We start from the raw sequence: 24,988 nt of genomic DNA on the forward strand, positions 1-24,988 counted from the left end.
ACACCCAGCACCGGGACGAGCCGATGACGGCTCGCCCGGCGGGAAGAAACCTGGGTATATCCGGAAAGAAGGTGGAACAGTCATGCGCACCATGAAGGAACTGCTCAAGGGCGTGTTCGGCACCCCCCGCGGCTTCAACGCCGACGGCCGCGCGATGGGCCTCGGCCTGGCGACCGCGATGGAGGCCGCCCGCCGCGACCCCAGCACCGAGGTCGAACAGTACCTCCGCCGTGAGGCGAAGGGCACCAGCGGCGAGCGGCGTGCACCCGTCTCCTGAGCACCGGTCACGATGAGGTGGTGACCGGCGCCGTTTCCCCGGTGGCTTCGGCGTTCTGGGCTGCTTTGAGCCGGTCCGACCGGGTTTTCAGCAGGCTCACCACCGTGGTCAGGGCCAGCGTGCCCGTGATCACCGACAACGACACCACGATGGGGATGGCCGGGGCCCAGGCGACCCCGTCGTGGTGCAGCGCTTCGAGCACCAGCTTGACCCCGATGAACCCGAGGATCACCGCGAGGCCGTAGCTGAGGTAGACCAGCTTGTCCAGCAGTCCGCCGATCAGGAAGAACAGCTGGCGCAGGCCCATCAGCGCGAAGGCGTTCGCGGTGAACACCAGGTAGGGCTCCTTGGTCAGGCCGAAGATGGCCGGGATGGAGTCGAGGGCGAAGAGCAGGTCGGTGGTGCCGATCGCGACCATCACGATCAGCATCGGCGTCACCAGCCGCCGTCCGTCCACTTTGGTCACCATCCGCGCGCCGTCGTAGTCGTCGGCCGTGGGCAGCACCCGCTTGGTCAGCCGCAGCACGGCGTTCTCCTTGAAGTCCTCCTCTTCCCCGTTGTGGCGCAGCAGCTTCCAGGCGGTGAACACCAGGAACGCGCCGAAGACGTAGAACAGCCAGGCGAAGTTCTCCAGCGCCTGCGCGCCGACCGCGATGAACACCGCGCGCATCAGCAGCGCCAGCACGATGCCCACGAGCAGCACCTTCTGCCGGTAGCGCTTCGGCACCGCGAAGGTGCCCATGATGATCACGAAGACGAACAGGTTGTCCACCGAGAGCGAGTACTCGGTGAGCCAGCCGGCGAAGAACTCGCCCCCGGCCTTCGGCCCGGCGAACGCCACCAGGCCGAGGCCGAACGCGCACGCCAGGCCGACGTAGAGCGCGACCCACCCGGTGCACTCGCGCAGCGAGGGATCACGGGGATTGCGGGCCACCAGCCAGAAGTCGAGCAGGATGACGGCGGCCAGCACGGCCACGGTCACCAGCCACACCCAGGCGGGGAAGTCCATAGTCACCTCTCCTCGTCACCGGCGGTTCGCGCGAGCCTTGGCTTTCGCCTCGCGCCGTGCTTGCTTGGCGCTGTACAGCAGCCGGGAATGGGCCGCGTACCGGTCGTAGGCCACCGCCGCGTCGGGGTTGCGCACCGCGATCTTGGCCAGCCACTGCGGGGCGATGCGCTCGTGCATCCAGAGGAACCCGATGGCGAACCCGGCGCTGATGATCGCCTGGAAGGCCAGGAAACCGAGCAGGTCCTCGGGTACCCCCGGCTCGCCGAGGATGACGTAGCGCGCGGCCACCTCCTGCACCAGCCGTCCCAGCGGGAACCCCACCAGCCAGAGGAGCGCGGCCGGGGCGAAGGTGCCCGGCCGGACCACCCCGTGGACCATCAGCAGGCTGTACAGGCCGCCGACGAGCCCCAGCGGCAGCGCGAGCCCCACCGCGGAGGTCATCGCCCAGCCGAGGGGCTGACCGGCGATCGCGGTCAGTCCCCCCGCCACCAGGCCGGCCAGCGCGCCCACGGCGAACCCGGGCAGGGCCAGCTCACCGGTACGGCGGAGCCGCCCGGTGTCCACCGCGCCCATCAGTCCAGCACCACGCCGAAGCGGATGAGGCTGTAGAACAGCATGCCGAGGTAGAACACCGCGCCGAAGCCGATCACCAGGTTCGTCCACAGCTTCGGGCGGATCGGTTTCGGCAGCAGCTTGTTGTTCACCAGCAGCAGCACCACGCAGTAGGCACCCATCGAGAACGCCGACAGGAACGCCAGCACGTCGAGGATCTGGCTCGGTCCGTCGGCCGGGCCGAAGAGCAGGATGCCGATGCCGAACAGGATCAGGCCCCACAGGAATCCCGCGTACAGGTGCGACATCTTCAGCTTCTTCGCGCCGGGCACGAAGAAGTAGGTCATGTCCGCCTGACCGCGGGAGAACGAGTCGAACAGGCCCAGCGTGGCGTTCATCCCGATCAGCGCGATGAAGCTGAGGAACACCGTGCCGAGCACCGGCCCGCCGACCGTGGAGAAGGTGTTCGACATCGCGCTCAGCGCCGCCTCGCGCTCACCGGACTCGATCAGCGCCTTGACGTCCGGGCTGTTGCGGTCCGCGGCCCTGGCGAGGACGGTGAACGAGATCGTCACCAGCATCGTCACGCCCCAGAACAACAGCAGCGCGTCGAAGGTGACCCACCGCCGCCAGCCCTTCCACTTGCGCATCTCCTCCGGGTCGGAGGTGTCGAACATGTAGCCGCGCGAGGGCATCTGCTCCTCGTTGCCGGCGTGGCGCAGGCCCCGGATCTTGGGGATGTGGCTGCCCATGCCGGCCCCGCTGTCGCGCAGGTGCAGCGTGTACCACATCTGCTGCATGCCCGACGGCCCGGCGAAGGCGATCGAGCCCACCACGATCGGGAACCAGGTCGAGGACATCGCCTCCTGCGGGAAGTAGCCGAAGGCGAACATGCCCGACAGGGTGCTGGTCACGTCGCCCCAGTTGCCGACCATCGAGGCCACCACCGCGGTGCCGACCACCAGCAGCCCGATCATCACCGACAGCAGGTTCTCGAGCAGGTTGTAGACCACCTTGGCCAGGCTGAAGATGATCCCGACCAGGACCAGGCCCACGCAGGCGGCCACGACCCAGGGTATGCCGGTGATCTCCTCCAGTGCCGCCGCTCCCGCCGACACGTGCCCCGGCCAGATGTAGACCAGGATCGCCGTGACGAAGAAGAACCACATCAGCGGTTTGAAGATGCGCGCGGCGCCGGTGAAGATGCTCTCCCCGGTCGCCATCGCGTACCGCGCCATCTCCAGCATCACGATGGCCTGCAGCGTCACGCCGATCAGGAACAGCCACCGGATGTCCGGCCCGAACACCAGCACCAGCCTGGGCCACATGTAGGACTCGCCCATGCCGACGCCCAGCGCCACCAGGAACACCGTCGGTCCGAGGATGTGGATCGACGGTGGCGCCTCGGGCAGCGGGCGGATCGGCATCGGCTCGAGGCCGCCCGCCTTCCAGACCCGTTCCGCCCCAGCCGCGGGTGGGGCCGCGGCCTCACCGCTCGCCGATCCCGAGATCGGCACTTTCGAAGAATCCACCATTGGCCTCTCCGTTTCACCGCGTTGTAGTCAGCCGCACTTCTATTCGCTCGAGTGGAAAACCCCCTCCCGGCCGCGCCCCGCGGATCAGGCCGGGCGGAGCAGCCCCGCCGACCGAGCCCACCGGTACTTCGCGCCGAGCACCTCGACCGGGCGCTCGGTGGTGTAGGGGTAGGCGACGACGCCGTGGTCGAACAGGTACTCGCAGGCTTGCTCGACTTCGGTGTCCCCGGCCAGCGAGGCGACCACCGGCTTGTCGATGCCCCGGTCCCTGGCCTCCTGCACGACCTTGGCGATCAGTTCGGCGAAGACCATCGGCGGGGTGACGATGGTGTGCCAGTAGCCGAGGATCAGCGCGTGGATGCGCTCGTCGCTCAGGCCGAGGCGGACCGTGGCTTCGTACGTCGACGGCGGTTCGCCGCCGGTGATGTCGATCGGGTTGCCCGCCGCGCCGAAGGGCGGGATGAACTTGCGGAACGACTCGTCGAGGTCCGGGGGAATGTCCATCAGGGACAGTCCGGCCTCCACGCAGGCGTCGGAGAGCAGCACGCCGGAACCACCCGCCCCGGTGATGATGACCACGTTCTCGCCCTGGGGCGTGGGCAGCAGCGGCAGGCCGCGGGCGTATTCGAGCATCTCGTTCAGCCCGGGCGCGCGCACCACCCCGGCCTGGCGCAGGATGTCGTCGTAGACCTTGTCGTCACCGGCGAGCGCGCCGGTGTGCGAACTGGCCGCTCGCGCGCCGAGCGCGGTCCGCCCGGCCTTGAGCACCACCACCGGCTTCTTCCTGGTGATCCGGCGCGCGGCGTCGACGAACGCCCTGCCGTCCTTGAGGTCTTCGAGGTGCATCGCCACGCAGGTGGTGTTGTCGTCCTGCTCGAAGAAGGTCAGCAGGTCGTCTTCGTCCACATCGGACTTGTTGCCCAGGCCGACGATCGCCGAGACACCCATCTTCGTGGTCCGGCTGAAGCCGAGGATGGCCATGCCGATCCCGCCGCTCTGCGAGGTCAGCGCGACCCCGCCGCGCACGTCGTACGGCGTGCAGAAGGTGGCGCACAGGTTGCTCGGGGTGTAGTAGTAGCCGTAGATGTTCGGCCCGAGCAGGCGGATGCCGTGCCGCCGGGCCACTTCGACCACCTGGTCCTGCAGTTCGACGTTGCCGGTCTCGGCGAACCCGGACGGGATCAGCACCGCCGCCGAGACGCCCTTGGCACCGCACTCCTCCAGCGCGCCCGGGACGAACTTCGCCGGGATGGCGAACACCGCGACGTCGATTTCGCCCGGCACGTCGCCGATCGCCTGGTACGCCTTGCGGCCTTCGACCTCGTCGGACTTCGGGTTGACCGGGTAGATCTCACCGGCGTACCCGCCGCCGATCAGGTTGCGCATCACCGAGTTGCCGATCTTGCCGGCCTCGTTCGACGCGCCGATCACCGCGACCCCGGCGGGGTTCATCAGCTTGGTCATCACGCGCAGGATCTCTTCCGGCTCGTGCCGGACCGGCGCGGCGACCTCCTCGGTCGCCACCAGGATGCGGACGTCGGCCGCGGTGGCCCCGTCCTTCGTGGCGAACACCGGGTTGAGGTCCACTTCGGCGATGTCCGGGAAGTCGGTGACCAGCGCGGAAACCCGCTCGAGGACCGCGGACAGCGCGTCGGCGTCCACCGGGTCCGCGCCACGCACCCCGCGCAGCACCTCGGCCGCCTCGATACCGTCCAGCATGGACCTCGCTTCGGCGGCGTCGATCGGCGCGAGCCGGAAGGTGATGTCCTTGAGCACCTCGACCAGCACGCCGCCGAGGCCGAACGCGACCACCTTGCCGAAGGTCGGGTCGGTGGTCGCGCCGATGATCACCTCCTGGCCACCGGCGAGCATCTGCTGCACCTGGATGCCGGCGATCTCCGCGGAGGCGTCGTACGCCTTGGCGTTCGCCAGGATCTTCCGGTACCCCTCACGCACCTCGTCGGCGCTGTCGACCCCGACCAGCACCCCGCCCGCGTCGGTCTTGTGCAGGATGTCCGGCGAGACGATCTTCAGGGCCACCGGGAAACCGAGGTCCGCGGCCAGTTTCGCCGCCTCCTCTTCGGTGGTGGCCAGGCCCTCGCCCGGCGTCGGGATGCCGTACGCCTCGCAGATCCGCCTGCCTTCCGGCGCGGTCAGCGCCGCCCGCCCCTCCGCGTGGACCTTGTCGAGTACTTCCCGCACCGCGGCGGTGGCCGCGTTGGTCTCCGGCACCTCAGATCACCCCGTTCGACTGGAGCTCCGCGAGCTCGGCCGCGTCCACGCCTAGCTCGTCGCTGAAGATTTCGTGGTTGTGCTCGCCGAGCAGCGGCGAGCGCTCGACGTCGACCGGGGAGTCGGACAGCTTGATCGGGCAGCCGACCGTGGTGAACTCCCCGCGCTGCGGGTGCTCGACGCGCACCACCATGTCGTTGTCGGCCAGCGAGGTGTCCTCGATCAGCTCCTTGGTGGACATGATCGGTCCACAAGGGACGTTGTGCGCGTTGAGCTTCGCGAGCACCTCCCACTTGCTGTGGTTGATCGTCCACTCCTCGATCAGCTGGAACATCTTGTCCAGCTTGGGCAGCCGGGCCTCCGGGGTGGCCCATTCGGGGTCCTCGGCCAGTTCCGGGCGGCCGATCAGCTTCGCGATCGGCTCCCAGCCCACCGGCTGCACGATCACGTAGACGTAGTCGTTCGGCCCGCCGGGCGCGCACCGCACCGCCCAGCCCGGCTGCCCGCCGCCGGAGGCGTTGCCCGACCGCGGCACCTCGTCGCCGAAGTTCTCGTTCGGGTACTCCGCCAGCGGCCCGTGGCTCAGGCGCTGCTGGTCGCGCAGCTTGACGCGGCACAGGTTCAGCACGGCGTGCTGCATGGCCACGGTGACCCGCTGCCCGCGCCCGGTGTGCTCACGCTGGTAGAGCGCGGCGAGGATGCCGGCCACGGTGTGGATGCCGGTGCCCGAGTCGCCGATCTGCGCGCCGGTCGCCAGCGGCGAGCCGTCCTCGAAACCGGTGGTGCTCATCGAGCCGCCCATCGCCTGCGCGACCACCTCGTAGGCCTTGAAGTGCTTGTACGGCCCTTCCCCGAAGCCCTTGATCGAGGCGTAGACCAGCCGCGGGTTCAGCTCCTGCAGCTTGTCCCAGCCGTAGCCCATCCGCTCGATGGTGCCCGGGCCGAAGTTCTCCACCAGGATGTCGAAGCGGGGCACCATCTCGGTGAACAGCTCCTTGCCCCGCTCGCTCTTCATGTTGAGCGTGATGCTGCGCTTGTTGCTGTTCAGCATGGTGAAGTAGAGACTGTCCACATCGGGCAGATCACGCAGTTGCCTGCGGGTGATGTCACCGGAAGGAGCCTCCAGCTTCACCACGTCCGCGCCGAGCCACGCCAGGATCTGGGTGCACGACGGCCCGGACTGCACATGGGTCATGTCGAGCACGCGAATGCCCGCCAGCGCCTTGGTCATCTCCGCACTCCCCTACTTGTACATGGTCTGGTTCATCGTTCCCGGCGCGTAGACGTCGGGATCGACCCAGACGTTGATCAGCGACGGCTTGCCGGACTCGCGGGCGCGTTCCAGCGCCGGCCGGATGTCCGCGGGGTCGCGGACCTCTTCGCCGTAGCCACCGAGCATCCGGGCGAACTCGTCGTAGCGGACGTCGCCGAGGGTGTTGCCGATGCGCCCGCGTGGTTCGCCGTACTTCTGCATCTGGCCGTAGCGGATCTGGTTCATCGACGAGTTGTTGCCGACGATGCCGACGAACGGCAGGTCGAACCGGACCATGGTCTCGAAGTCCCAGCCGGTCAGGCTGAACGCGCCGTCACCGAAGAGGCAGACCACTTCGGACTCCGGCCGGGCGTACTTCGCCGCCATCGCGAACGGCACGCCCACCCCGAGTGTCCCGAGTGGACCGGGGTCCATCCAGTGGCCCGGCGACTTCGGCTGCACCACCTGCCCGGAGAAGGTGACGATGTCGCCGCCGTCGCCGATGTAGATGGAGTCCTCGGTGAGGAACTCGTTGATCTCGTGCACCAGGCGGTACGGGTCGATCGGGTCGCGCTCGGAGAGCTGGCGCGGCAGGCGCTTCTGGTACGCCTCGTTCTCCACCGCGCGCAGTTCCTCCAGCCACGCCTTGCGCTTGACCGCGCCGTTGCTGATCCGCCCCGAGGAGGCCGCGGTGACCGCGGTCAGCACCAGCCCGGCGTCGCCGACGATGCCGAGGTCCACGTCGCGGTTCTTGCCGACCGTGCGGTAGTCCAGGTCGACCTGCACCACGGTCGCCTCGTGGGAAAGCCTGCGCCCGTAGCCCATCCGGAAGTCGAACGGGGTGCCGACGATGATGATCAGGTCGGCGTTGTTGAAGGCGTAGCGCCGCGAGAGCTGGAAGTGGTGCGGGTCGCCGGGCGGCAGCGTGCCGCGCCCGGAGCCGTTCATGTACGCGGGCACGTTGAGCCGCCGCGCGAACTCGGTGGCCGCCTCGGTGGCCCGGCAGGTCCACACCTGGCTGCCCAGCAGCACACACGGCTTTTCGGCGTGCGCCAACAGGTCCGCGAGCTTCTCGATGGCCACCGGGTCCCCGGCGGACCGGGTGGAGGCGCGATAGTGCCCGGCCTCGGGCACGCGGGCCTTCTCCACCGGGACCTTCGCGTCGAGCACGTCGCGCGGGATCTCCAGGAAGGCGGGCCCCGGCGCGCCGTGGAAGCATTCGCGGAAGGCCATCGAGACGATGTCCGCCGCGCGTTCGGTCGCCGGTACCGTGGCGGCGAACTTGGTGATCGGCGTCATCATGTCCACGTGCGGGAGGTCCTGCAGGGACCCCATCTTGTGCTGGGACAACGCCCCCTGGCCGCCGATCAGCAGCATCGGGCTCTCCGCGCGCAGCGCGTTCGCCACGCCGGTGACCGCGTCGGTGGTGCCCGGCCCGGCGGTGACCACCGCGCAGCCCGGCTTGCCGGTGATCCGCGCGTACCCGTCGGCCGCGTGGGCCGCGACCTGCTCGTGCCGGACGTCGACCACGTCGATGCCCTCGTCCACGCACCCGTCGTAGATGTCGATGATGTGCCCGCCGCAGAGGGTGAAGATCACGTCCACGCCCTCGGCCTTGAGTGCCTTCGCCACGAGGTGGCCGCCGGAGATCAGCTCGGGCGTTTCCGTGCGCGCCGGCTCACTGACCCCTGCGGCGCTCTCCGGCACTGTCTGGACCGTCTGCGCCATCTGCCTCGTCACTCCTCACTCGGTCGTACTGCCGTACCCGCTCACGGTGTTCCGCATACTGCATACCGTATGAATCCATATCGTGGACCCCGCCGCTGATCGTGTCCACCCCCAATCGTCGGGCGGACGCGGATCTTCAGTCGCGCCAATCGATCCGTGGCCAGTGATCGGCCAGCCGGTGCACGCGCGCCACCGCCTCGCCCGCCGGAACGCCCCGCCCGACCGCCACGCCGAGCAGGAAAGCGGTGATCGGTGCCGCGGGCCGGGCGACCGCCGTGGCGGACTCCCTAGCCACCTTCAGCACCACCGCGCGTTCGCAGTCCCCGGCATCCAGGCCGAGTTCGGCGCACACCGCCGCGGTCCATTCGCTGAGCATGTTCATTCGCGCGCACCCCGTTTTGTCGGACCTGCTCCACCGGCGGCGAACACATTGACGTGCTGTACCCATACCGTATACTGCATACAATCCTCACACAAGGAGTGACGCCGTGAAAGTCGCAGTTCTCGGCGCCGGCGCCATCGGCGCGTATGTCGGTGCCCATCTCAGCCGGGCGGGGGCCGAGGTCCACCTCGTGGCCCGGGGCCCCCACCTCGAAGCAATGAAGACCGCAGGCGTCCGCGTGCTCAGCGCACGCGGAGACTTCGTGGCGCGGCCACGGGTCACCGACGATCCGGGCCGCATCGGCCCGGTCGACCACGTGTTCCTCGGCCTCAAGGCCAACGGGTACGCCGCGGCGGGGCCGATGGTGAAACCCCTGCTGCACGCCAAGACGACCCTGATCGCCGCGCAGAACGGCATCCCGTGGTGGTACTTCCACAAACTGCCCGGCGCGTACGAGGGCTACCGCATCCGCAGCGTCGACCCGGACGGCGCGGTCACCGCCGCGCTGCCGGTCGAACGCGCCATCGGCTGCGTGGTCTACGCGGCCACCGAGATCACCGCCCCCGGGGTGATCACCCACCTCGAAGGCACCCGGTTCTCCATCGGCGAACCCGACGGCTCGATCTCGGACCGGTGCTCGGAGTTCTCCGCGGCGATGATCGCCGGTGGGCTGAAGTGCCCGGTGGAGGCGGACCTGCGCCGCGACATCTGGCTCAAGCTGATGGGCAACATCGCCTTCAACCCGATCAGCGCGCTGGCGCGGGCGACCATGGCGGGCATCTGCCGCCACCTCGGCACGCGTGAACTGGTGGTGCAGATGATGCGGGAGACCCTCGCGGTGGCCACCGCGCTCGGGGCGGACCCGGACATCTCCATCGAACGACGGCTGGCCGGTGCCGAACGCGCCGGTGAGCACAAGACCTCCACCCTCCAGGACCTGGAGAAGGGGAAGCCGCTGGAACTGGACGTGCTGTTGCAGGCGGTGGTCGAACTGGCCGGGCTGACCGGGGTCGAGGTGCCGACGGTGCGCGCGGTGTGCGCGCTGGCGGACCTGCTCAACCACCAGCTGGTGTCGGCCTGATGGGCCGGGTGACCGCGCGGCGCCGGGTCCTGCGGATCTCCCCCGCCGGGCACGCGCACCGCGCGGACACCCTGGCCGCCGAGGAACCGCTCGAGGTGCGGGTCGGCGGCCGTCCGCTGTCGGTGACCATGCGCACCCCGGGCCACGACTTCGACCTGGCGGCCGGGTTCCTGGTGAGCGAGGGCGTGGTGGGCGCGGCGGGTGAGATCACCGGCATCGCCTACTGCGCGGGCGCGACCGCGGACGGGTCGAACACCTACAACGTGCTCGACGTCCGGCTGGCGCCTTCCGTCCGATTGCCGGAATTCTCGCTGGACCGGAACGTGTACATGTCGTCCTCGTGCGGTGTGTGCGGCAAGGCGAGCCTGGACGCGGTCCGCACGGAAGCACGCTGGCCGGTCCGGGACGACCCGCTCGAACTGGACCCGGCCGTCCTGTCCGCCCTACCGGACACCCTGCGCGCCGCCCAACGCGTCTTCGACCGCACCGGCGGCTTGCACGCCGCCGGACTGTTCACTGTGGACGGTTCACTCCGTTGCCTGCGCGAGGATGTGGGGCGGCACAACGCGGTGGACAAGGTCGTCGGCTGGGCGCTGCGCGAAGGCCTCCTGCCGCTGCGCTCGTCGATCCTGCTCGTCTCCGGGCGGGCGTCGTTCGAACTGGTGCAAAAGGCCGTCATGGCAGGCATCCCCGCGCTGGCAGCCGTCTCGGCCCCCTCCTCCCTGGCCGCCGACCTCGCCGAAGAGACCGGCCTGACCCTCATCGGCTTCCTACGCGGACCCACCATGAACGCCTACACCGCCACCCACCGCCTACCCCCTCCCCAGCCGGTGCCGTGAATGTGGCTTTCACGGCGAAATCGGCCGTGAAAGCCACATTCACGGCACCGAAAAGCTCAGGGGCGGATGCGCAGGACTTTCACGTGATCGTCGTCGAATCGTTCGAAGTGGAACCTCAGGCCGGCGAACGGACTGCCCGGGAAGTCCCCGGTGATCGTGCAGGTCACGACCAGTCCCTCGCCGGCCGGTTCGACGCCGGTGATCGCGTACTGGACCCGGGGAACTTCGGCGCGCCAGGTTCGGATGGCCTCGATGCCCGCGTATTCCTCGCCTTCGTCCTCGACGAGGGCGTCCTGGGCGAACAACGCGAAGTAAGCCTCGGTGTCCTCGCTGGGGGCAAGTTCGAAGTAGCGCCGGACGATCCGGGGCACGGTGATGGCGGTGGTCATGGTCGTTCTCCTGTTCAGGCCGGTCAGACAGTGGGGACGGTGCCGCCGTCGATGACGTGCTCGGCGCCGGTGATGGCCGAGGCGCGGTCCGACACGAGGAAGGCCACCAGCTCGGCGACCTCCTCCGGTTCGGCCGGGCGGCCCAGCGGGATGCCGCCCAGTGAATCCATGACGGAGGCCAGCGCGGCGTCGGTGCCGATGCCCTGCCCCTCGGCGATCCGGGCGACCAGCGCGTCGGCCGCGCCGGTCCGGATGAATCCCGGGGACACGGTGTTGACCCGGACACCCCTGAGCGCGACCTCGTTCGACAGCCCCTTGCTGTACGTCGCCAGCGCGGCCTTCGCCGCCGCGTAGCCCAGGGTGGCGTGGTGCAGCGGCATCGTGCGCTGGATCGAGGTCACGTGCACGACGGCACCTTTACCGCGCTCGACCATGCCCGGGACCAGCCCGCGATCGAGCCGCACGGCGCCGAGCAGGTTGAGGTTCAGCTCCGCGGCCCAGTCCTTGTCGGACAACGCCGCGAAACCGCCCGGCGGCGCGCTCGAACCACCGACGACGTGCACGAGGATGTCCACGCCACCCTCCCGCACCACCGCGTCCACCACCGCCTCGGCGCCCTCGACGGTCGAAGTGTCCGCGGCGATGAAGGGCTCCGAGTAGTGCTCGGGCCTGGATCGCGCGGTGACGATCACCGTGGCCCCGGCGTCGCGGAGGCGGTCCGCGACAGCCGCGCCCGTCCCCTTCGTCCCGCCGGTGACCAGGGCACGTCTACCGCTCAGGGATCCGTCGATCACACCCAGCCTCCAGACTGCTAAAATAGAAGTTAGTGACTTCGACATTAGCAGTGACCAGGAAGGTGGGCAACCGTGGCACCCAGGATCAGGCAGGAGGACCTCGAATGTCCGCTGTCGACGGCGCTGAGCTACGTCGGCGAATGGTGGACGCTGCTGCTCCTGCACGACTGCTTCGACGGCTACCGCCGCTTCGACCAGTTCCAGGCCAACCTGAAGATCTCCAGCAGCATGCTCACCAGCAGGCTCAAGACCTTGGTGGAGAACGGTTTGCTGGAGAAGCAGCCGTACCAGGCCAACCCGGTCCGCCACGAGTACGTGCTCACCGAACTCGGCCGGTCACTGCGTCCGGTGATCGTCGCGCTGGCCGCCTGGGGAAACTCCCGGCTAGACCCGGCCGAACGCAGCATGATCCTGGTCGACGCGGCAACCGGGCAGGAAGCGGAACCCGTCCTCGTCGACCGGACCACCGGACGGCGAGTGGACGGCGACGACTTCGTCTTCACCGCCGGCCCCGCCGCCAGCGCCCCCTTCCGCACCCGCTACACCCCCACCCCGACGCCGTGAATGTGGCTTTCACGGCCAATTCCGCCGTGAAAGCCACATTCGCGGCACCACACGCGCCCCACCCAACGATGGCGATGTCACGAATGTGGCTTTCGAGGCGAATAACGTCCCGAAAGCCACATTCGTGACACCAGGCCCCCTCGCACACCACCAGGACCCGGCAACGACAGCCGCCCACCAACCCACCCAGCCCTCCCCATCCCCGGTCCCAAGCCAAAAACACGGCGAAGACCCCGATGTCAAGGCATCCTTCCCGCCTTGACATCGGGGTCTTCGCCGTAGTCACACTGAAAACCCGGGGTGGCCAAACCAAGCTCGAACCCCCGACAACCCCTCCACCACCCTCAACACCGCCGAATGATCCAGATCCCCATATCCCTGCGCCCGCGCAGCAGCGATCAGCTGGGCGGTCAGCGCCCCCACCGGCAGTGCCACCCCGGCCGTACGGGCGGCGTCGAGCACGATGCCCATGTCCTTGTGGTGCAGGTCGATCCGGAAGCCCGGCTGGAACTCCCGCGCCACCATCGTCTTCCGCTTGAGCTCGAGGATCCGGCTGCCCGCGAGCCCACCCGCCAGTACCTCGAGCCCCGCCGAAGCGTCCACTCCGGACGCTTCCAGGAACACGATCGCCTCCGCCACCAACGCGTACGTCCCACCGACCACCAGCTGGTTGGCCGCCTTCACCGTCTGCCCGGCACCGTGCGGCCCGACGTGTACCACGGTCTTGCCCAGTACGTCGAAAATCCCGCCGGCCGCCCGGAAATCGCGTTCGTCCCCACCGGCCATAATGGACAGTGCGCCGTCGATCGCGCCCTGCTGGCCGCCGCTGACCGGGGCGTCGAGCACCCGGACCCCACGGGTGGAACCGAGCGAGGCCACCCGGCGGGAGGTTTCCGGGCGGATGGTGCTCATGTCGATCAGGAGCGTGCCCGGTTTCGCGTAGTCCAGCACGCCTTCCTCGCCCAGCACCACCTCCTCCACCTGCGGCGAATCGGGCAGCATGGTGATCACCACGTCGGCGTCCACCACCGCCTCGGCGATCCGCGCGCACGGCTGCCCGCCCGCGGCGGTGAGGCGGTCCAGCGCGGGCCGGTGCACGTCGTACCCGGCCACCGCGAAACCCGCGGCCGCCAGGTTCGCCGACATGGGACCGCCCATGATGCCGAGCCCGATGAAGCCGATCGAGGTGCTCACGTGCCTCACTCCCCTTCCAGGATCCGGCGCACCAGGTTCGCCGTCTCGGTCGGCGTCCGGCCCACGAGCACGCCGACGGCTTCCAGCGCCGCCTTCTTCGCCGCGGCGGTGCCGGAAGACCCGGAGACGATCGCGCCCGCGTGCCCCATGGTCTTCCCCTCCGGGGCGGTGAACCCGGCGACGTAGCCGACCACCGGCTTGGTCACCCGCTCCTTGATGTACTCCGCCGCGCGTTCCTCGGCGTCGCCGCCGATCTCGCCGATCAGCACGATCACCTCGGTCTCCGGATCGGCCTGGAACTCCGCCAAAGCGTCGATGTGCGTGGTGCCGATGACCGGGTCACCGCCGATGCCGACCGCGGTGGTGAAGCCGATGTCGCGCAGTTCGTGCATCAGCTGGTAGGTCAGCGTGCCGGACTTCGACACCAGCCCGATCGGCCCGGCGCCGGTGATGTCGGCGGGGATGATGCCCGCGTTGGACTTGCCGGGGCTGATCACCCCGGGGCAGTTGGGCCCGATGATCCGCGTCCGGCCGCCCTTGGCCACCGCGTGCGCCCAGCACCACGCCGCGTCGTGCACCGGGATGCCTTCGGTGATCACCACCGCGAGCCCGATCTCCGCGTCGATCGCTTCCACGACGGCGTCCTTGGCGAACCGCGGGGGCACGAACACCACCGAGGTGTCGGCGCCGGTGTCCGCGATCGCCTTGCCCACGTCGTCGTAGACCGGCAGCCGCTGCCCGCCGATCTCGGCGGTCTGCCCGCCGCGGCCGGGCGTGACCCCGCCGACCACGGCAGCCCCGGCGGCGAGCATGCGCGCGGTGTGCTTGCGCCCTTCGGAGCCGGTCATGCCCTGGACGATGATCCGGGACTGCTCGGTGAGGAAGATGGCCATCGGTCACGCTCCTCCGCGTAGTTCGGGGGTCCGGGGGTCGTCCCCCGTGCGGGCAACACAGAGTTCGGCCGCGCGCCGCGCGGCCTGGTCCATGGTGTCCACCCGGATCAGCCCGGGCAGGGCGGCGCGGTCGAGGATGCGGCGGCCGGCTTCGGCGCCGTTGCCGTCCAGGCGCACCACGATCGGCCGTTCCACCGTGCCGAGCAGGTCGAACGCCTTGACGATGCCGTCGGCGACGGCGTCGCAGGCGGTGATCCCGCCGAAGACGTTGACCAGCACGCTGCGCACGTCCGGATCGGACAGGATGATCTCCAGCCCGGCGGCCATCACCTCGGCCGAGGCGCCGCCGCCGATGTCGAGGAAGTTCGCCGGGCGCGCCCCCGCCCCGGCCACCACGTCCAATGTGGACATGACCAGCCCGGCACCGTTGCCGATCACGCCGACCCGGCCGTCGAGCTTGACGTAGTTGAGCCCCTTCGCCTTCGCCGCCGACTCCAGCGGCTCTTCGGCTTCGGTGTCCACCAGGTCCGCGTGGCCCGGGTGCCGGAAAGCCGCGTTGCCGTCGAGGGTGACTTTGCCGTCGAGCGCGACGATCCGGTCGTCGCCGTCGCGGACCAGCGGGTTCACTTCGACCAGCGTGGCGTCCTCGCCGACGAAGACCTCCCACAGCTTCACCAGCACTTCGGCGGAGGTGTCCGGCAACCCGGCGGCGGCCGCGATTTCCCTGGCCTTGGCCAGATCCACGCCCTCGACGGCGTCGATCGGGATGCGGGCCAGCGACTCGGGGTTCTCCTCGATGTCCACCCCGCCGTCGGCCGAAGCCAGGGCGAGGAAGGTGCGCCCGGCGCGGTCGAGCAGGAAGGAAACGTAGAACTCGGCGCGGATGTCGGCGGCCGGGGTGACCAGCAGCCGCCGCACCACGTGCCCCTTGATGTCCATGCCGAGAATGGCTTCGGCGCCGGCACGCGCGGTTTCGGGGGTTCCGGCCAGCTTCACTCCCCCGGCTTTGCCGCGCCCGCCGGTCTTCACCTGTGCTTTGAGGACCACGGGAGTGCCGAATCCCGCGGCCGCGTCGACGGCGGCGCCGGGAGTGGTGACCACGCGCTGCGGGCCGACCGGAACTCCGTGCGCCGAGAACAGCTCCTTGGCTTGGTACTCGTACAGATCCACGACCTGTAGACTGTATGCAGTATGTAGAAGCTTGTCCAGGGGCCGGTCGGCGCATACACACGGTTGGCCCCGCAGGTCAAGGCTGTATCGCGGGGCCGCGCTGTGCTGGGATCTGCGCATGAGTCGGCTGGTTCGCGCGGGCGCGATCGCGGTTTCCACGGTGGTTCTCTCCGGATTGCTCTCCGGGCCGGCACAAGCCGAGCCGGTGGGACCCGGCACGCTCTCGCACTTCGGTCTGGCGCGGAAGGACTGCCTCGGCACCGCGCGGAACACCACCAGCAAGGTCTGGTTCACCGTGGCGGGCGGGGTGCTCTCCGACGTCTACGCCCCGGCGATCGACAACACCAACGTCGAATCGCTGCAGTTCGTGGTGACCGACGGCCGCACCTTCACCGACCTGCAGAGCCGCGACACCACCTACACCGTGCGGTCCGCCGGGGCGGGCGGCATGGCCTGCGAGGTCACGTCCACCGCGCGCAACGGCCGGTACCGGCTGATCACCGAGTACCACACGGATCCGGCGCGTGACAGCGTGCTGCTGCGCACCCGGCTCGAACCGCTGACCGGTTCGGGCGCCGACCTGAAGGTGTTCGTGCGGTTCGACGCGAACATCAACGGCAACGGCGGTGGCGGCCAGGTCAACGGCGGTGCCGACGACGCGACGGTCGACGCGGCCACCACCGCGCTGGTCAGCGCCGACCCGGAAACCGAGAGCAGCGCGCCCGCCCGCGACTACGGCACTCCCCTGGCCGCCGCCCTGCGGGCCGACCGCAAGTTCCTCGCCACGGTCAGCGGTTTCGCCGGTACGCCGACCGACGGGCTCACCCAGCTCGACAGCCACCGCCGCCTGACCTACCGCTACCCGTCGGCCGACAACGGGAACGTGGTCCAAACGGCACAGCTCGACCTCAAGCCGAACCAGTCCACGACCCTCTCACTCGGCTTCGGGCCGGACGCGCGAGCCGCCATCGACACGGCCGGAGCGAGCCTGCAAACGCCGTTCGACGTCAGCAAAAAGGCCTACGCGCAGGGCTGGGACGACTACGACCGCAGGCTCAAACCTCTGCGTTCCGGCGACACCGAGGCCTACAAGTATTCGGCCAACGTACTGAAAGCCAGTGAGGACAAGACTTTTCCGGGGGCGATCGTCGCTTCGCTCGGCAGCCCGTGGGGGCAGGCGGTCAGCGCGGGTGACGCACCCGGCGGCAAGGGTGTCTACTTCGGTTCCTACCGCGAGATCTTCGCGCGCGACCTGTACGAGAGCTTCTCCGGCCTGCTCGCCGCGGGCGATCTCGACACCGCCAAGGCGAGCGTGCGCTGGCTGTTCGAGCGCCAGCAGCAGCCAGACGGCCGGTTCCCGCGCAACTCGCTGCTCAACGGCAAGAAGGCCCCCGACTCCGGCGGCGACCAGCTCGACGAGACCGCCTACCCGATCCTGATGGCGCTGCAGGCCGGGCTCGACCGCGACGGCACGCTCTACCGCGACCACATCCGCGCCGCGGCGGACTTCGTCGTCGCCCGCGGGCCCTCGTTCGGCAGCGAGCGCTGGGAGGAGCAGAGCGGCCACTCCCCCTCGACCATCGCCGCCGAGATCGCCGGGCTGGTCGCGGCGGGCGTCATCGCCGAGCGCAACGGCGACCCGGCACGCGCCCGGCTGTACCTCGCCACCGCCGACCACTTCCAGCGCAGCGTCAAGGCGTGGACGGTGACCAGCACCGGCCCGCACGGCGACGGCCGGTACTTCCTGCGGCTGAGCAAGAACGGCGATCCGGACTCCGGCGTGCAGTACAACCTGGGCAACGGCTCGATCACCGTGGACCAGCGCGAAGTGGTCGACGCCGGGTTCCTCGAACTGCCACGCCTCGGCATCCTCCCGGCGAACGATCCCGATGTGACGCGCTCGCTGACCGTGGTGGACCAGATCCTCAAGCGGGACACCCCGCGCGGGCCCGGCTGGTACCGCTACGGCACCGCGGCCGAGGGCAGCGAGGACGGGTACGGCGACTGCTACGAACCAGATCCGACGGCCTGCGGGCCGACCGGGCGCCCGTGGCCGGGGCCGAACACCGGGTCCGGGCACCTGTGGCCGGTGCTCGCCGGGGAACGCGGGGAGCACCTCGTGCAGACCGGCGACCGGCAGGGCGCGAGCGCGCTGCTGGCCACGATGCGCGGCCAGGCCACGGGTTCCGGGCTGATCCCGGAGCAGGTCTGGGAGAACGCCGCGGTGCCGGCGTCCCCGCACGGCACCGATCCGGCGGTCGCGTCGATCGGCTTCGAGCCCGGGGGCGCGGCCGGTTCGGCCTCACCGCTGAGCTGGGCGCAGTCGGAGTCCATCCGGCTGGCCCGCAGCATCGACGTCGGCCGCCTGATCGAGCAGCCGGCCGAGGTGCGCGGCCGGTACGTCGACCGGACCCCGCCCGCCGCGGTGCCGGTCACGCTGAGCGGTCCCGGCTCGGTGTCCGCGCCGGTCGCCACGGTCACCGGCACCGCCGCACCCGGCACCACCGTCGACATCGCGGCTTCCCCGGTCGACACCGGTGGCGCGACCACCGTGGACACCACCACCGCCGACGCGGACGGCCGGTTCCAGGCGGAGGTGCCGACGCCGCTGGGCGCGACCGTGGTGACCGCCGCCGCGACCGGGTCCGGCACCGGCCACGCCCAGCAGGTGATCAGCTCGGACTTCGTCTCCGGCACCGTGCTGCTGGACGTCACCGACCCCGAGGGCGACGACCACGGCCCGGGCACCTTCACCTACCCGGCCGCGGGCGACTTCCACGACGGCGCCTTCGACCTGCGGCGGTTCCAGGTGATCGACACCGGTGACCAGCTGGTGCTGCGGGCCGGCCTGCGTGATCTCACCCCGACCTTCGGCTCACCGCTGGGAGCGCAGCTGCTCACGCTGTACGCGCACGACCCGGCCACACCGGGTGCCACTACCGCGCCGTTCCCGAGCCGCAACTACTCGGTCGCCGAAGAGGACGCCTGGAGCAGGCGGATCGAGGTGCAGGGCTTCGCCGACCCCTCGTTCGTCGACGCCGGCGGCGCGCCGCTCGGTGCCGCGTCGGTCCAGGCGAGCCAGGCTTCGCGGACCATCACCGTCAGCGTGCCCAAGAGCGCGTTCGGCACACCGGGTCCCGGCTGGAAGTTCGCCGTCGTGCTCAGCGGGCAGGACGGCAACAGCCCGGACCAGGCGCGCCCGTTCACCCCGGCCGCCGGGCCCTACACCTTCGGCCTGTGCGCCGCGGGGGCGAGCGGCCCGGTCTGCGCGGCGGACCCGGCCGCGGCCCCCAAGGTGATGGACACGCTCACCCCGGCGGGCGTCGAACAAGGGGTGCTGCTCGACTTCACCCGCGGGCCGGTGAAGGTCCGCGGCGTCCCGCTGGGGTGAGCGCGGGGCTCAGCGATGAAGGGCTCAGCAGTAGAGGTTGGCGCCCGGGTCGACGCCGAGCACCCCGGCGAAGTTCTGGTACGCGGTGACCCGGCTCTGCACCTGGCCCGGGTTCTTGCCGTCGCACTCGAGCGCGCCGTTGATGCTGCGGATGGTCTCGCCGAAGCCGCGGCTGTTCACCATGGCGTCGTGCGGGGTCATCGTGCCGGGGCCGCTCTGGGTGTTCCAGTACCAGAGGCCGGTCCGCCAGGCCACGGCCGCGTCGTTCTGCACCAGGTACGGGTCGTTGAGCAGGTCGATGCCCAGCGCGTCGCCCGCCGCCTTGTAGTTGAAGTTCCAGCTGAGCTGGACCGGGCCGCGGCCGTAGTAGGCGGCCTGCCCGGCCGGGCAGCCGTAGGGCTGGGTGGCGTCGCAGTAGTGCGGGTAGTTGTCGGTGTTCTGCTCCACGACGTGGACCAGGCCACCGGTCTCGTGGTTGACGTTCGCCAGGAACGCCGCCGCTTCCTGCTTCTTCACCGTGTCGCTGCCGGTGTTGGCGAAGCCGGGGTACGAGCTCATCGCCGCGGTCAGCCCGCTGTAGGTGTAGAAGGGATTCCGGTTCGGGAACATCTGGTTGAACTGGTCTTCGCTGACCACGAACGCCGCGGCGTTCACGTCACCCTCCGGTACCGCCGAAGCGGCCGAGGGCAGGACCACCGCGAGGGCGCCGGCGGCCAGTGAAGCCGCGAGCAGGCCGAGCCTGCGGCGAAGGGTCGTGCGTCGAGTCGACATAGTGCCTCCTGTGCCAGGTGGGGACCGGCAGTCGCGGGCCGTCCGCGCACGGACACCCTCCGCGACCTCGTACGACCACCGACAGTGGACTAGACCAATGTCCCCGGTCAAGGCGGCCCGGGTACCTTGTCCGGTTTTGTCAGAAGATCCCCAACAGTGCGCACAGCGTTCACCAACATGACTCGCGGTCACCCGGACGTGTGGTCCCCGGATTGTTTGCTTCGCCTTCGACACACATTCCCGGACCCCACCCGGTGGAACACCTGATCGATTCCGCGGAAACGAACTGGCAATTCCCCCGGTGCCTGGTGTTGAACGGTTTTGGGGACCGCGTTTCCGGATATCCCCGGGCAGCGCCGAAGCGGAAGGGGAGCCAGCCATGCAGGCCCACGATCGAAGAACGAGAACCGCGGTACGGGTGGTCTACCTCGGCCAGTCCGCGGCGATGCGCGAACTGGCCGACTGGGCGGCACGCCACGGCGTGCTCGCCGCCGACACCGTGGACGAGGGTGTCATCTGCGGGGTGATCGACCAGGACCTGCTGCACAGCGACGACCCGCTGCTGCACGGGCTCCGGGAGAAGCACCTGCCCTGCCTGACCGTGTCACGGGGCTGGTGCTTCCTCGCCTCGGCCATCGGCCAGGGGGTGCGCCCGGTCGCCTGACCGGCGTCAGTTCCCGTCCAGGGCCTGCGCCAGGTCGGCCCACAGGTCGTCGGCGTCCTCGATCCCCACCGAGACCCGGATCGTGCCCTCACCGATGCCCGCCGCCCGCAGCGCTTCGGCGTCGAACTGGCGGTGCGAGGTGCTCGCCGGGTGCATCAGCGTGGTCTCGACCCCGCCCAGCGAAGCCGCGAGCTTCGCCAGCCGGACGCCCTTGGCGAACCGCCGCCCCGCCTCGCGCCCGCCGCGCAGGTCGAAGGCCAGCATGCCGCCGTAGCCGGCCAGGAACCGGCTCGCCACCTCGTGGTCGGGGTGGTCGGCGCGGCCCGGCCAGCGCACCGAAGCCACCGCCGGGTGCCCGGCCAGCCGGTCCGCCAGCAGCCCGGCGTTCGCGCAGTGCCGCTCCATCCGCAGCGGCAGGGTCTGGATGCCGCGGATGATCAGCCACGCGGCGAACGGGTCCGCGGCGGCGCCCAGTTCCATGGTGTGCTGCCAGGCCCGCCGGTACCGCTCCTCTTCGGCGAAGACCAGTACGCCACCGGTGACGTCGGAGTGCCCGCCGAGGTACTTCGTGGCCGAATGCAGCACCACGTCCGCGCCGTGCTCGATCGGACGGCACAAGATCGGGCTGGCGAAGGTGTTGTCCACGACCGTGACCAGCCCGGCCGCCTTCCCGGCGGCGAGGAACGCGGGCAGGTCGCCCACCTTGGTCACCGGGTTGGCGATGGTCTCCAGGTAGAGCAGCCGGGTGTTCGGCCGCCGGGCCGCGGCGACCTCGGCCGGGTCGTCACCGGGCACGTAGGTGACCTCCACGCCGAACCGCGCGGAGAGGTCCCGCAGGATCGCGTAGGTGCCGCCGTACAGGCAGTTCTGCGCGATCACGTGGTCACCGGAACCGAGTTCCCCCAGCAGGATCGAGCTGATCGCGCCCATGCCCGACGCGGTGGCCGCGGCCGCCACCCCGCCCTCCAGGTCGGCGAGCGTCTCCTCCAGCGCCTGGGTGGTCGGGTTGCGGTAACGGCTGTAGGTGAAGCCCTGGTCGGGCGCGCCCAGCGCGGTGGCCAGCGCGTCCGGGTCGTCGAAGGCGAAGGTGGACGCCTGGTAGATCGGCACGCTGAGCGGGCGGGAGTCGGTCAGCGGCGGCGCGGTCACGTGCACGGCCCTGGTGGCCGGTTTCCGGTCGGTGTGCATGGCCAGAGCCTGGCGCGTGCCGGTGGCCGCCGACAGCGCCAATCCGGCTAAATTGGTTTGGTGACGAAGCCAATGCCGGAGCCGTGGCCGGCGGACCGCCTGGTCGCGCAGCTCGGCCGCTGGTCGGCCGCCCGCGGCCCGCTGCACCTGCTGCTCGCGGACCGGTTGCGCCGGCTCATCGACTCCGGGCAGCTGCCGCCGTACGCCGCCCTGCCGCCGGACCGCGTGCTCGCCGGGCTGCTCGCCGTCGGCCGCAGCACCGTGGTCGCCGCCTACGACCACCTGCGCCAGGAGGGCAAGCTCGAACGGCACCAGGGCCGCGGCACCTGGGTCGCGCCCGCGGTGCTGTCCGGGCTCCGTCCCGCCGCGGTGACCGGCTCGAACCCGTTGTTCGTCAACTACCTCGAGCCGATCGAGGGCGTGCTGTCGCTCGCCTGCACCGCGCCCGCCGGTGTGCCGCCCGAACTGACCGAGGCGTACCAGCGCGCCATCGCCCGCCTGCCCCAGGTGACCGGCGAGGGCATCGGCTACCACCCGCTCGGCCACCCCGAACTGCGCGAAGGGCTCGCCGGGCGGTACACCCGCCGCGGGGTGCCGACCACGCCGGAACAGATCCTGGTCACCACCGGCGGTCAGCAGGCGCTGTCGCTGATCTCCCAGCTGTTCCTCTCCCCCGGCGACGAGGTGCTGGTGCAGACGCCCACCTACCCGGGCGCGCTCGAGTTGTTCCGCGCGGCGGCCGCGGTGCTCAGGACGGCACCGGCCGGGGTCGACGGCTGGGCCGCCGCGCTCGCCGGCTCCCGGCCGCGGCTGGCCTACCTGAACCCGACGCACCACAACCCCACCGGGCACACGCTCTCCGCGCTCGCCCGCCGCCGGATCGTCGAAACCGCCGCGGCGCAGGGACTTCCGCTGATCGACGACACCGTCCTCAACGGACTGTCCTTCGAGGACGGAGAGCCGCCGGACCTGGCCGCCTTCGCCCGGCCCGGCGCGGTGCTCACCGTCGGCTCGATGACCAAGACCGTCTGGGGCGGGGTGCGGACCGGCTGGATCCGGGCCGCGGAGGCCGACATCGGCCAGCTGGCCCGGCTCAAGGCGCTGCACGACCTCGGCAGCCCGGTGCTCGAACAACTGGCCGCCGTGGAACTGCTGCCCCACCTGGACGACATCGCCGCCCGGCGCGGCAAGGAGCTGCGGCGGCGGCACGACCTGACCTGCTCGCTGCTCACCGACCTGCTGCCCGGCTGGGAGTTCGAACCCGTGCGCGGCGGGCAGTGCCTGTGGGTGCGCCTGCCCGCCGGTGACGCCTCCGCGTTCGCCCAACTCGCCCTGCGGCACGGCGTCTCACTGCTGCCGGGTACCGCGCTCGACGCGGGCGGCGGCAGCACGGACCGCCTGCGCATCCCGTTCACCGCGCCCACGGCCGAACTCCGCGAAGGCCTGCACCGCGCAGCCGAAGCGTGGACGGCGTACCGGCGCACGGGGGACACCGCGCCCGCCGCGGTGCACGCGCTGGTCGTCTGAGCTCAGCGGGTCCGGTAGTGGGTGTAGACCAGCCCGCTGTCGAAGGCGCGGTGGTCGACGAGGTCGAGGTCGAGGCGCACGCCGTCGGGGAAGAACCGCTTGCCGCCGCCGACCACGCTCGTGGTGGTGAACAGGTGGTACTCGTCCACCAGGCCGGCCCTGATCGCCTGGGCCGCGAGGTTCGGGCCGTCGACGGTGAGGTCGGCCTCGGCTTCCTCCTTGAGCTTGCGCACCGCGTCCGGATCGAAGGTCCGCTCGATCCTGGTCTTCGCGCTGGACACCGACTCCAGCGTGGTGGAGTACACGACCTTCTCCGCGGCCTGCCAGTCGCGGGCGTACTGCAGGCCGTGCGGCGGCTGGCCGGGCTCGGTGTGCGCGGTCTCCCAGTAGACCATCGTCTCGTACATCCGCCTGCCGTAGAGGTAGGTGCCGACCGGGCGGAAGAGGTCGTTGATGAAGGAGTGCACCTCCGGGACCTCGGCCCCGGTACCGATGCCGCCCTCCGCCGCCTCGGCGTAACCGTCGAGCGAGGTGAGCATCGAATAGATCAGCTTGGCCATGGGTCTCCTCCGGGTGCGCGCAGCAGCGATTCTGCCGACTGTGACTCCCGTGAGCCCCGAAACTCATCGGTCCGGCGGGCGGGCACGCCCTAGGATCACCACGTGGTGGATCAAGGCGAGCGGACCTTCGTCGAGATCGCCTGCGACGAATCGGGGTCCGAGGGCGAGAAGCTCATTGGCGGCGAGACCGACGTCTTCGCGCACGCCGGGGTGCGGCTGACCACCGAAGCGGCCGCCGACTGCCTCCGGGAGATCCGCGCCCGCATCCGCTCCCCCGCGCTGGAGTACAAGTCGAACCACCTGCTGCGCTCCAAGCACCGGCCGGTGCTGGTGTGGCTGCTCAGCCCCGCCGGGCCGATCCACGGCGTGGCCAAGGTGCACCTGACCGACAAGGCGTTCTTCCTCGCGGGCCTGCTGGCCGGCCTGCTCGGGGAGGACCACGCTGGCCTGCACCGGAACGGGCCGCGCACCTTCGGTTCCGCGCGCTGGACGCGGATCCTGGGCGCGTTCAACGATCTGATCCGTACCAGCAACCGCCAGCCCGCGCCCGACTCCCTCGCCGAACTGGTCGCCGGGACCCCGCTCGCGGACCGGCTGCGCCACGCCGATCTGGCCGCCTGGCGCGAGGACGTGGTGCTGAACCCGCTGCTGCCCGCGCTCGCCGAAACCGTGCGCCACTGGAGCGACGGCGGCCGGGGCGTCTCGGTGGTGCACGACGAACAGCCGTCGCTGACCGAGGAGAGGATCGCCCAGGTCCGCCGCCTGCTCGGCGGCGTCCCCCTGCGCCTGCGGTTCGTCGACTCGCGCCTGGACGCCAGGGTGCAGGTGGCCGACTTCCTCGCCGGGGTGGCCAGGAAGATCGCCTCCGACCAGCTCGGCGGCCGCGGCGATCCGGAACTGCTCACCCTGCTGCGCCCCTTCGCCGCCCCTTCCTCCGCCTGGTGGAACGGCGTGCGCCGGGCACCGGGGCGTGACCTCCCCGTGGGAGGATGAGCG

23 protein-coding genes are annotated in these 24,988 nt (G+C 70.4%); 8 read left to right on the plus strand and 15 right to left on the minus strand.

Annotated elements, in window-relative coordinates:
• The first annotated feature begins 82 nt into the window (after window positions 1-82).
• The gene (locus JOM49_RS32140; RefSeq protein ID WP_209667926.1) at window positions 83-277 is read left to right on the plus strand and encodes a hypothetical protein; all 195 of its coding nucleotides are present in this window, start codon (window positions 83-85) and stop codon (window positions 275-277) included.
• Window positions 278-284: 7 nt separating this feature from the next.
• Here JOM49_RS32140 and JOM49_RS32145 read toward each other — a convergent pair whose 3' ends face one another.
• The 7 genes from JOM49_RS32145 to JOM49_RS32175 form a co-directional block, all read right to left on the minus strand.
• Window positions 285-1,286, minus strand: a complete 1,002-nt coding sequence (locus JOM49_RS32145; protein ID WP_209667927.1) for a TerC family protein — start codon at window positions 1,284-1,286, stop codon at window positions 285-287.
• Between the two features lie 15 nt (window positions 1,287-1,301).
• Window positions 1,302-1,859 (minus strand): hypothetical protein, encoded by a 558-nt coding sequence (locus tag JOM49_RS32150; RefSeq protein ID WP_245369544.1) that lies wholly within the window; start codon window positions 1,857-1,859, stop codon window positions 1,302-1,304.
• Entirely contained in the window at window positions 1,859-3,355 is a 1,497-nt protein-coding gene (locus JOM49_RS32155) for an Nramp family divalent metal transporter (protein ID WP_282771824.1), read from the minus strand. Before JOM49_RS32155 ends, JOM49_RS32150 begins: the two co-directional genes overlap by 1 nt.
• A gap of 102 nt (window positions 3,356-3,457) precedes the next feature.
• Complete coding sequence (locus JOM49_RS32160; RefSeq protein ID WP_209667929.1) at window positions 3,458-5,605, minus strand: acetate--CoA ligase family protein; 2,148 nt, start codon at window positions 5,603-5,605, stop codon at window positions 3,458-3,460.
• 1 nt (window position 5,606) lies between these two features.
• A complete protein-coding gene (gene frc / locus JOM49_RS32165) occupies window positions 5,607-6,836 on the minus strand; it encodes a formyl-CoA transferase (RefSeq protein WP_209667930.1) in 1,230 nt (409 codons plus the stop codon).
• A gap of 12 nt (window positions 6,837-6,848) precedes the next feature.
• Window positions 6,849-8,585 carry a thiamine pyrophosphate-binding protein gene (locus tag JOM49_RS32170; RefSeq protein ID WP_209667931.1) on the minus strand — a complete coding sequence of 579 codons (1,737 nt, stop codon included), beginning with the start codon at window positions 8,583-8,585 and terminating at the stop codon, window positions 6,849-6,851.
• A 136-nt stretch (window positions 8,586-8,721) separates the two neighbouring features.
• The gene (locus JOM49_RS32175; protein WP_209667932.1) at window positions 8,722-8,967 is read right to left on the minus strand and encodes a DUF6457 domain-containing protein; all 246 of its coding nucleotides are present in this window, start codon (window positions 8,965-8,967) and stop codon (window positions 8,722-8,724) included.
• Between the two features lie 106 nt (window positions 8,968-9,073).
• Here JOM49_RS32175 and JOM49_RS32180 point away from each other — a divergent pair, with 106 nt between their 5' ends.
• A complete protein-coding gene (locus JOM49_RS32180) occupies window positions 9,074-10,048 on the plus strand; it encodes a ketopantoate reductase family protein (protein ID WP_209667933.1) in 975 nt (324 codons plus the stop codon).
• Window positions 10,048-10,887 carry a formate dehydrogenase accessory sulfurtransferase FdhD gene (fdhD, locus tag JOM49_RS32185; protein ID WP_209667934.1) on the plus strand — a complete coding sequence of 280 codons (840 nt, stop codon included), beginning with the start codon at window positions 10,048-10,050 and terminating at the stop codon, window positions 10,885-10,887. The genes JOM49_RS32180 and fdhD overlap by 1 nt, the downstream gene beginning before the upstream one ends.
• Before the next feature lie 56 nt (window positions 10,888-10,943).
• Here the strand turns inward: fdhD and JOM49_RS32190 are convergent, their stop codons facing one another.
• The gene (locus JOM49_RS32190; RefSeq protein WP_209667935.1) at window positions 10,944-11,276 is read right to left on the minus strand and encodes a nuclear transport factor 2 family protein; all 333 of its coding nucleotides are present in this window, start codon (window positions 11,274-11,276) and stop codon (window positions 10,944-10,946) included.
• A gap of 23 nt (window positions 11,277-11,299) precedes the next feature.
• Window positions 11,300-12,070 carry an SDR family oxidoreductase gene (locus JOM49_RS32195; protein ID WP_308158944.1) on the minus strand — a complete coding sequence of 257 codons (771 nt, stop codon included), beginning with the start codon at window positions 12,068-12,070 and terminating at the stop codon, window positions 11,300-11,302.
• Window positions 12,071-12,142: 72 nt separating this feature from the next.
• Here JOM49_RS32195 and JOM49_RS32200 point away from each other — a divergent pair, with 72 nt between their 5' ends.
• On the plus strand, window positions 12,143-12,634 hold the full coding sequence (locus tag JOM49_RS32200; protein WP_209667937.1) for a winged helix-turn-helix transcriptional regulator: 492 nt from the start codon (window positions 12,143-12,145) through the stop codon (window positions 12,632-12,634).
• Between the two features lie 282 nt (window positions 12,635-12,916).
• Here JOM49_RS32200 and JOM49_RS32205 read toward each other — a convergent pair whose 3' ends face one another.
• Genes JOM49_RS32205 through sucC form a run of 3 tightly spaced genes read right to left on the minus strand, consistent with a single transcriptional unit; the run spans window position 12,917 to window position 15,891 of the window.
• Window positions 12,917-13,828, minus strand: a complete 912-nt coding sequence (locus tag JOM49_RS32205) for a 2-hydroxy-3-oxopropionate reductase (protein ID WP_308158945.1) — start codon at window positions 13,826-13,828, stop codon at window positions 12,917-12,919.
• 5 nt (window positions 13,829-13,833) lie between these two features.
• Window positions 13,834-14,721, minus strand: a complete 888-nt coding sequence (gene sucD, locus JOM49_RS32210; RefSeq protein WP_209667938.1) for a succinate--CoA ligase subunit alpha — start codon at window positions 14,719-14,721, stop codon at window positions 13,834-13,836.
• 3 nt (window positions 14,722-14,724) lie between these two features.
• Entirely contained in the window at window positions 14,725-15,891 is a 1,167-nt protein-coding gene (gene sucC, locus JOM49_RS32215) for an ADP-forming succinate--CoA ligase subunit beta (RefSeq protein WP_209667939.1), read from the minus strand.
• Between the two features lie 118 nt (window positions 15,892-16,009).
• Here sucC and JOM49_RS32220 point away from each other — a divergent pair, with 118 nt between their 5' ends.
• Window positions 16,010-19,282 (plus strand): glucodextranase DOMON-like domain-containing protein, encoded by a 3,273-nt coding sequence (locus tag JOM49_RS32220; protein ID WP_209667940.1) that lies wholly within the window; start codon window positions 16,010-16,012, stop codon window positions 19,280-19,282.
• A gap of 24 nt (window positions 19,283-19,306) precedes the next feature.
• Here the strand turns inward: JOM49_RS32220 and JOM49_RS32225 are convergent, their stop codons facing one another.
• Complete coding sequence (locus tag JOM49_RS32225; protein ID WP_209667941.1) at window positions 19,307-20,053, minus strand: chitinase; 747 nt, start codon at window positions 20,051-20,053, stop codon at window positions 19,307-19,309.
• A 379-nt stretch (window positions 20,054-20,432) separates the two neighbouring features.
• On the opposite strand from JOM49_RS32225, the gene JOM49_RS32230 reads away from it, so the two are divergent.
• Window positions 20,433-20,717, plus strand: coding sequence for a hypothetical protein (locus tag JOM49_RS32230; protein WP_209667942.1), 285 nt, complete (start codon window positions 20,433-20,435; stop codon window positions 20,715-20,717).
• A gap of 6 nt (window positions 20,718-20,723) precedes the next feature.
• Here JOM49_RS32230 and JOM49_RS32235 read toward each other — a convergent pair whose 3' ends face one another.
• Window positions 20,724-21,905, minus strand: coding sequence for a trans-sulfuration enzyme family protein (locus tag JOM49_RS32235; RefSeq protein WP_209667943.1), 1,182 nt, complete (start codon window positions 21,903-21,905; stop codon window positions 20,724-20,726).
• Between the two features lie 60 nt (window positions 21,906-21,965).
• Here JOM49_RS32235 and JOM49_RS32240 point away from each other — a divergent pair, with 60 nt between their 5' ends.
• Window positions 21,966-23,432, plus strand: coding sequence for an aminotransferase-like domain-containing protein (locus JOM49_RS32240; RefSeq protein WP_209667944.1), 1,467 nt, complete (start codon window positions 21,966-21,968; stop codon window positions 23,430-23,432).
• Window positions 23,433-23,434: 2 nt separating this feature from the next.
• Here the strand turns inward: JOM49_RS32240 and JOM49_RS32245 are convergent, their stop codons facing one another.
• Complete coding sequence (locus JOM49_RS32245) at window positions 23,435-23,992, minus strand: dihydrofolate reductase family protein (protein ID WP_209667945.1); 558 nt, start codon at window positions 23,990-23,992, stop codon at window positions 23,435-23,437.
• A gap of 102 nt (window positions 23,993-24,094) precedes the next feature.
• Between JOM49_RS32245 and JOM49_RS32250 the strand changes: the two genes are divergently transcribed.
• Window positions 24,095-24,985 (plus strand): DUF3800 domain-containing protein, encoded by an 891-nt coding sequence (locus JOM49_RS32250; RefSeq protein WP_308158946.1) that lies wholly within the window; start codon window positions 24,095-24,097, stop codon window positions 24,983-24,985.
• Window positions 24,986-24,988: the final 3 nt, after the last annotated feature.

The organism is Amycolatopsis magusensis (assembly GCF_017875555.1).
GTDB lineage: Bacteria > Actinomycetota > Actinomycetes > Mycobacteriales > Pseudonocardiaceae > Amycolatopsis > Amycolatopsis magusensis.

Excerpts from the sequence above, each read along its gene's own strand:
- JOM49_RS32140 (WP_209667926.1), top strand. The coding sequence starts at position 83 with ATGCGCACCATGAAGGAACTGCTCAAGGGCGTGTTCGGCACCCCCCGC.
- sucD (WP_209667938.1), bottom strand. The coding sequence starts at position 14,721 with ATGGCCATCTTCCTCACCGAGCAGTCCCGGATCATCGTCCAGGGCATG.
- JOM49_RS32190 (WP_209667935.1), bottom strand. The coding sequence starts at position 11,276 with ATGACCACCGCCATCACCGTGCCCCGGATCGTCCGGCGCTACTTCGAA.
- frc (WP_209667930.1), bottom strand. The coding sequence starts at position 6,836 with ATGACCAAGGCGCTGGCGGGCATTCGCGTGCTCGACATGACCCATGTG.
- JOM49_RS32230 (WP_209667942.1), top strand. The coding sequence starts at position 20,433 with ATGCAGGCCCACGATCGAAGAACGAGAACCGCGGTACGGGTGGTCTAC.
- JOM49_RS32175 (WP_209667932.1), bottom strand. The coding sequence starts at position 8,967 with ATGAACATGCTCAGCGAATGGACCGCGGCGGTGTGCGCCGAACTCGGC.
- fdhD (WP_209667934.1), top strand. The coding sequence starts at position 10,048 with ATGGGCCGGGTGACCGCGCGGCGCCGGGTCCTGCGGATCTCCCCCGCC.
- JOM49_RS32150 (WP_245369544.1), bottom strand. The coding sequence starts at position 1,859 with ATGGGCGCGGTGGACACCGGGCGGCTCCGCCGTACCGGTGAGCTGGCC.
- JOM49_RS32220 (WP_209667940.1), top strand. The coding sequence starts at position 16,010 with ATGAGTCGGCTGGTTCGCGCGGGCGCGATCGCGGTTTCCACGGTGGTT.
- JOM49_RS32170 (WP_209667931.1), bottom strand. The coding sequence starts at position 8,585 with ATGGCGCAGACGGTCCAGACAGTGCCGGAGAGCGCCGCAGGGGTCAGT.
- JOM49_RS32145 (WP_209667927.1), bottom strand. The coding sequence starts at position 1,286 with ATGGACTTCCCCGCCTGGGTGTGGCTGGTGACCGTGGCCGTGCTGGCC.
- JOM49_RS32225 (WP_209667941.1), bottom strand. The coding sequence starts at position 20,053 with ATGTCGACTCGACGCACGACCCTTCGCCGCAGGCTCGGCCTGCTCGCG.
- JOM49_RS32235 (WP_209667943.1), bottom strand. The coding sequence starts at position 21,905 with ATGCACACCGACCGGAAACCGGCCACCAGGGCCGTGCACGTGACCGCG.
- JOM49_RS32245 (WP_209667945.1), bottom strand. The coding sequence starts at position 23,992 with ATGGCCAAGCTGATCTATTCGATGCTCACCTCGCTCGACGGTTACGCC.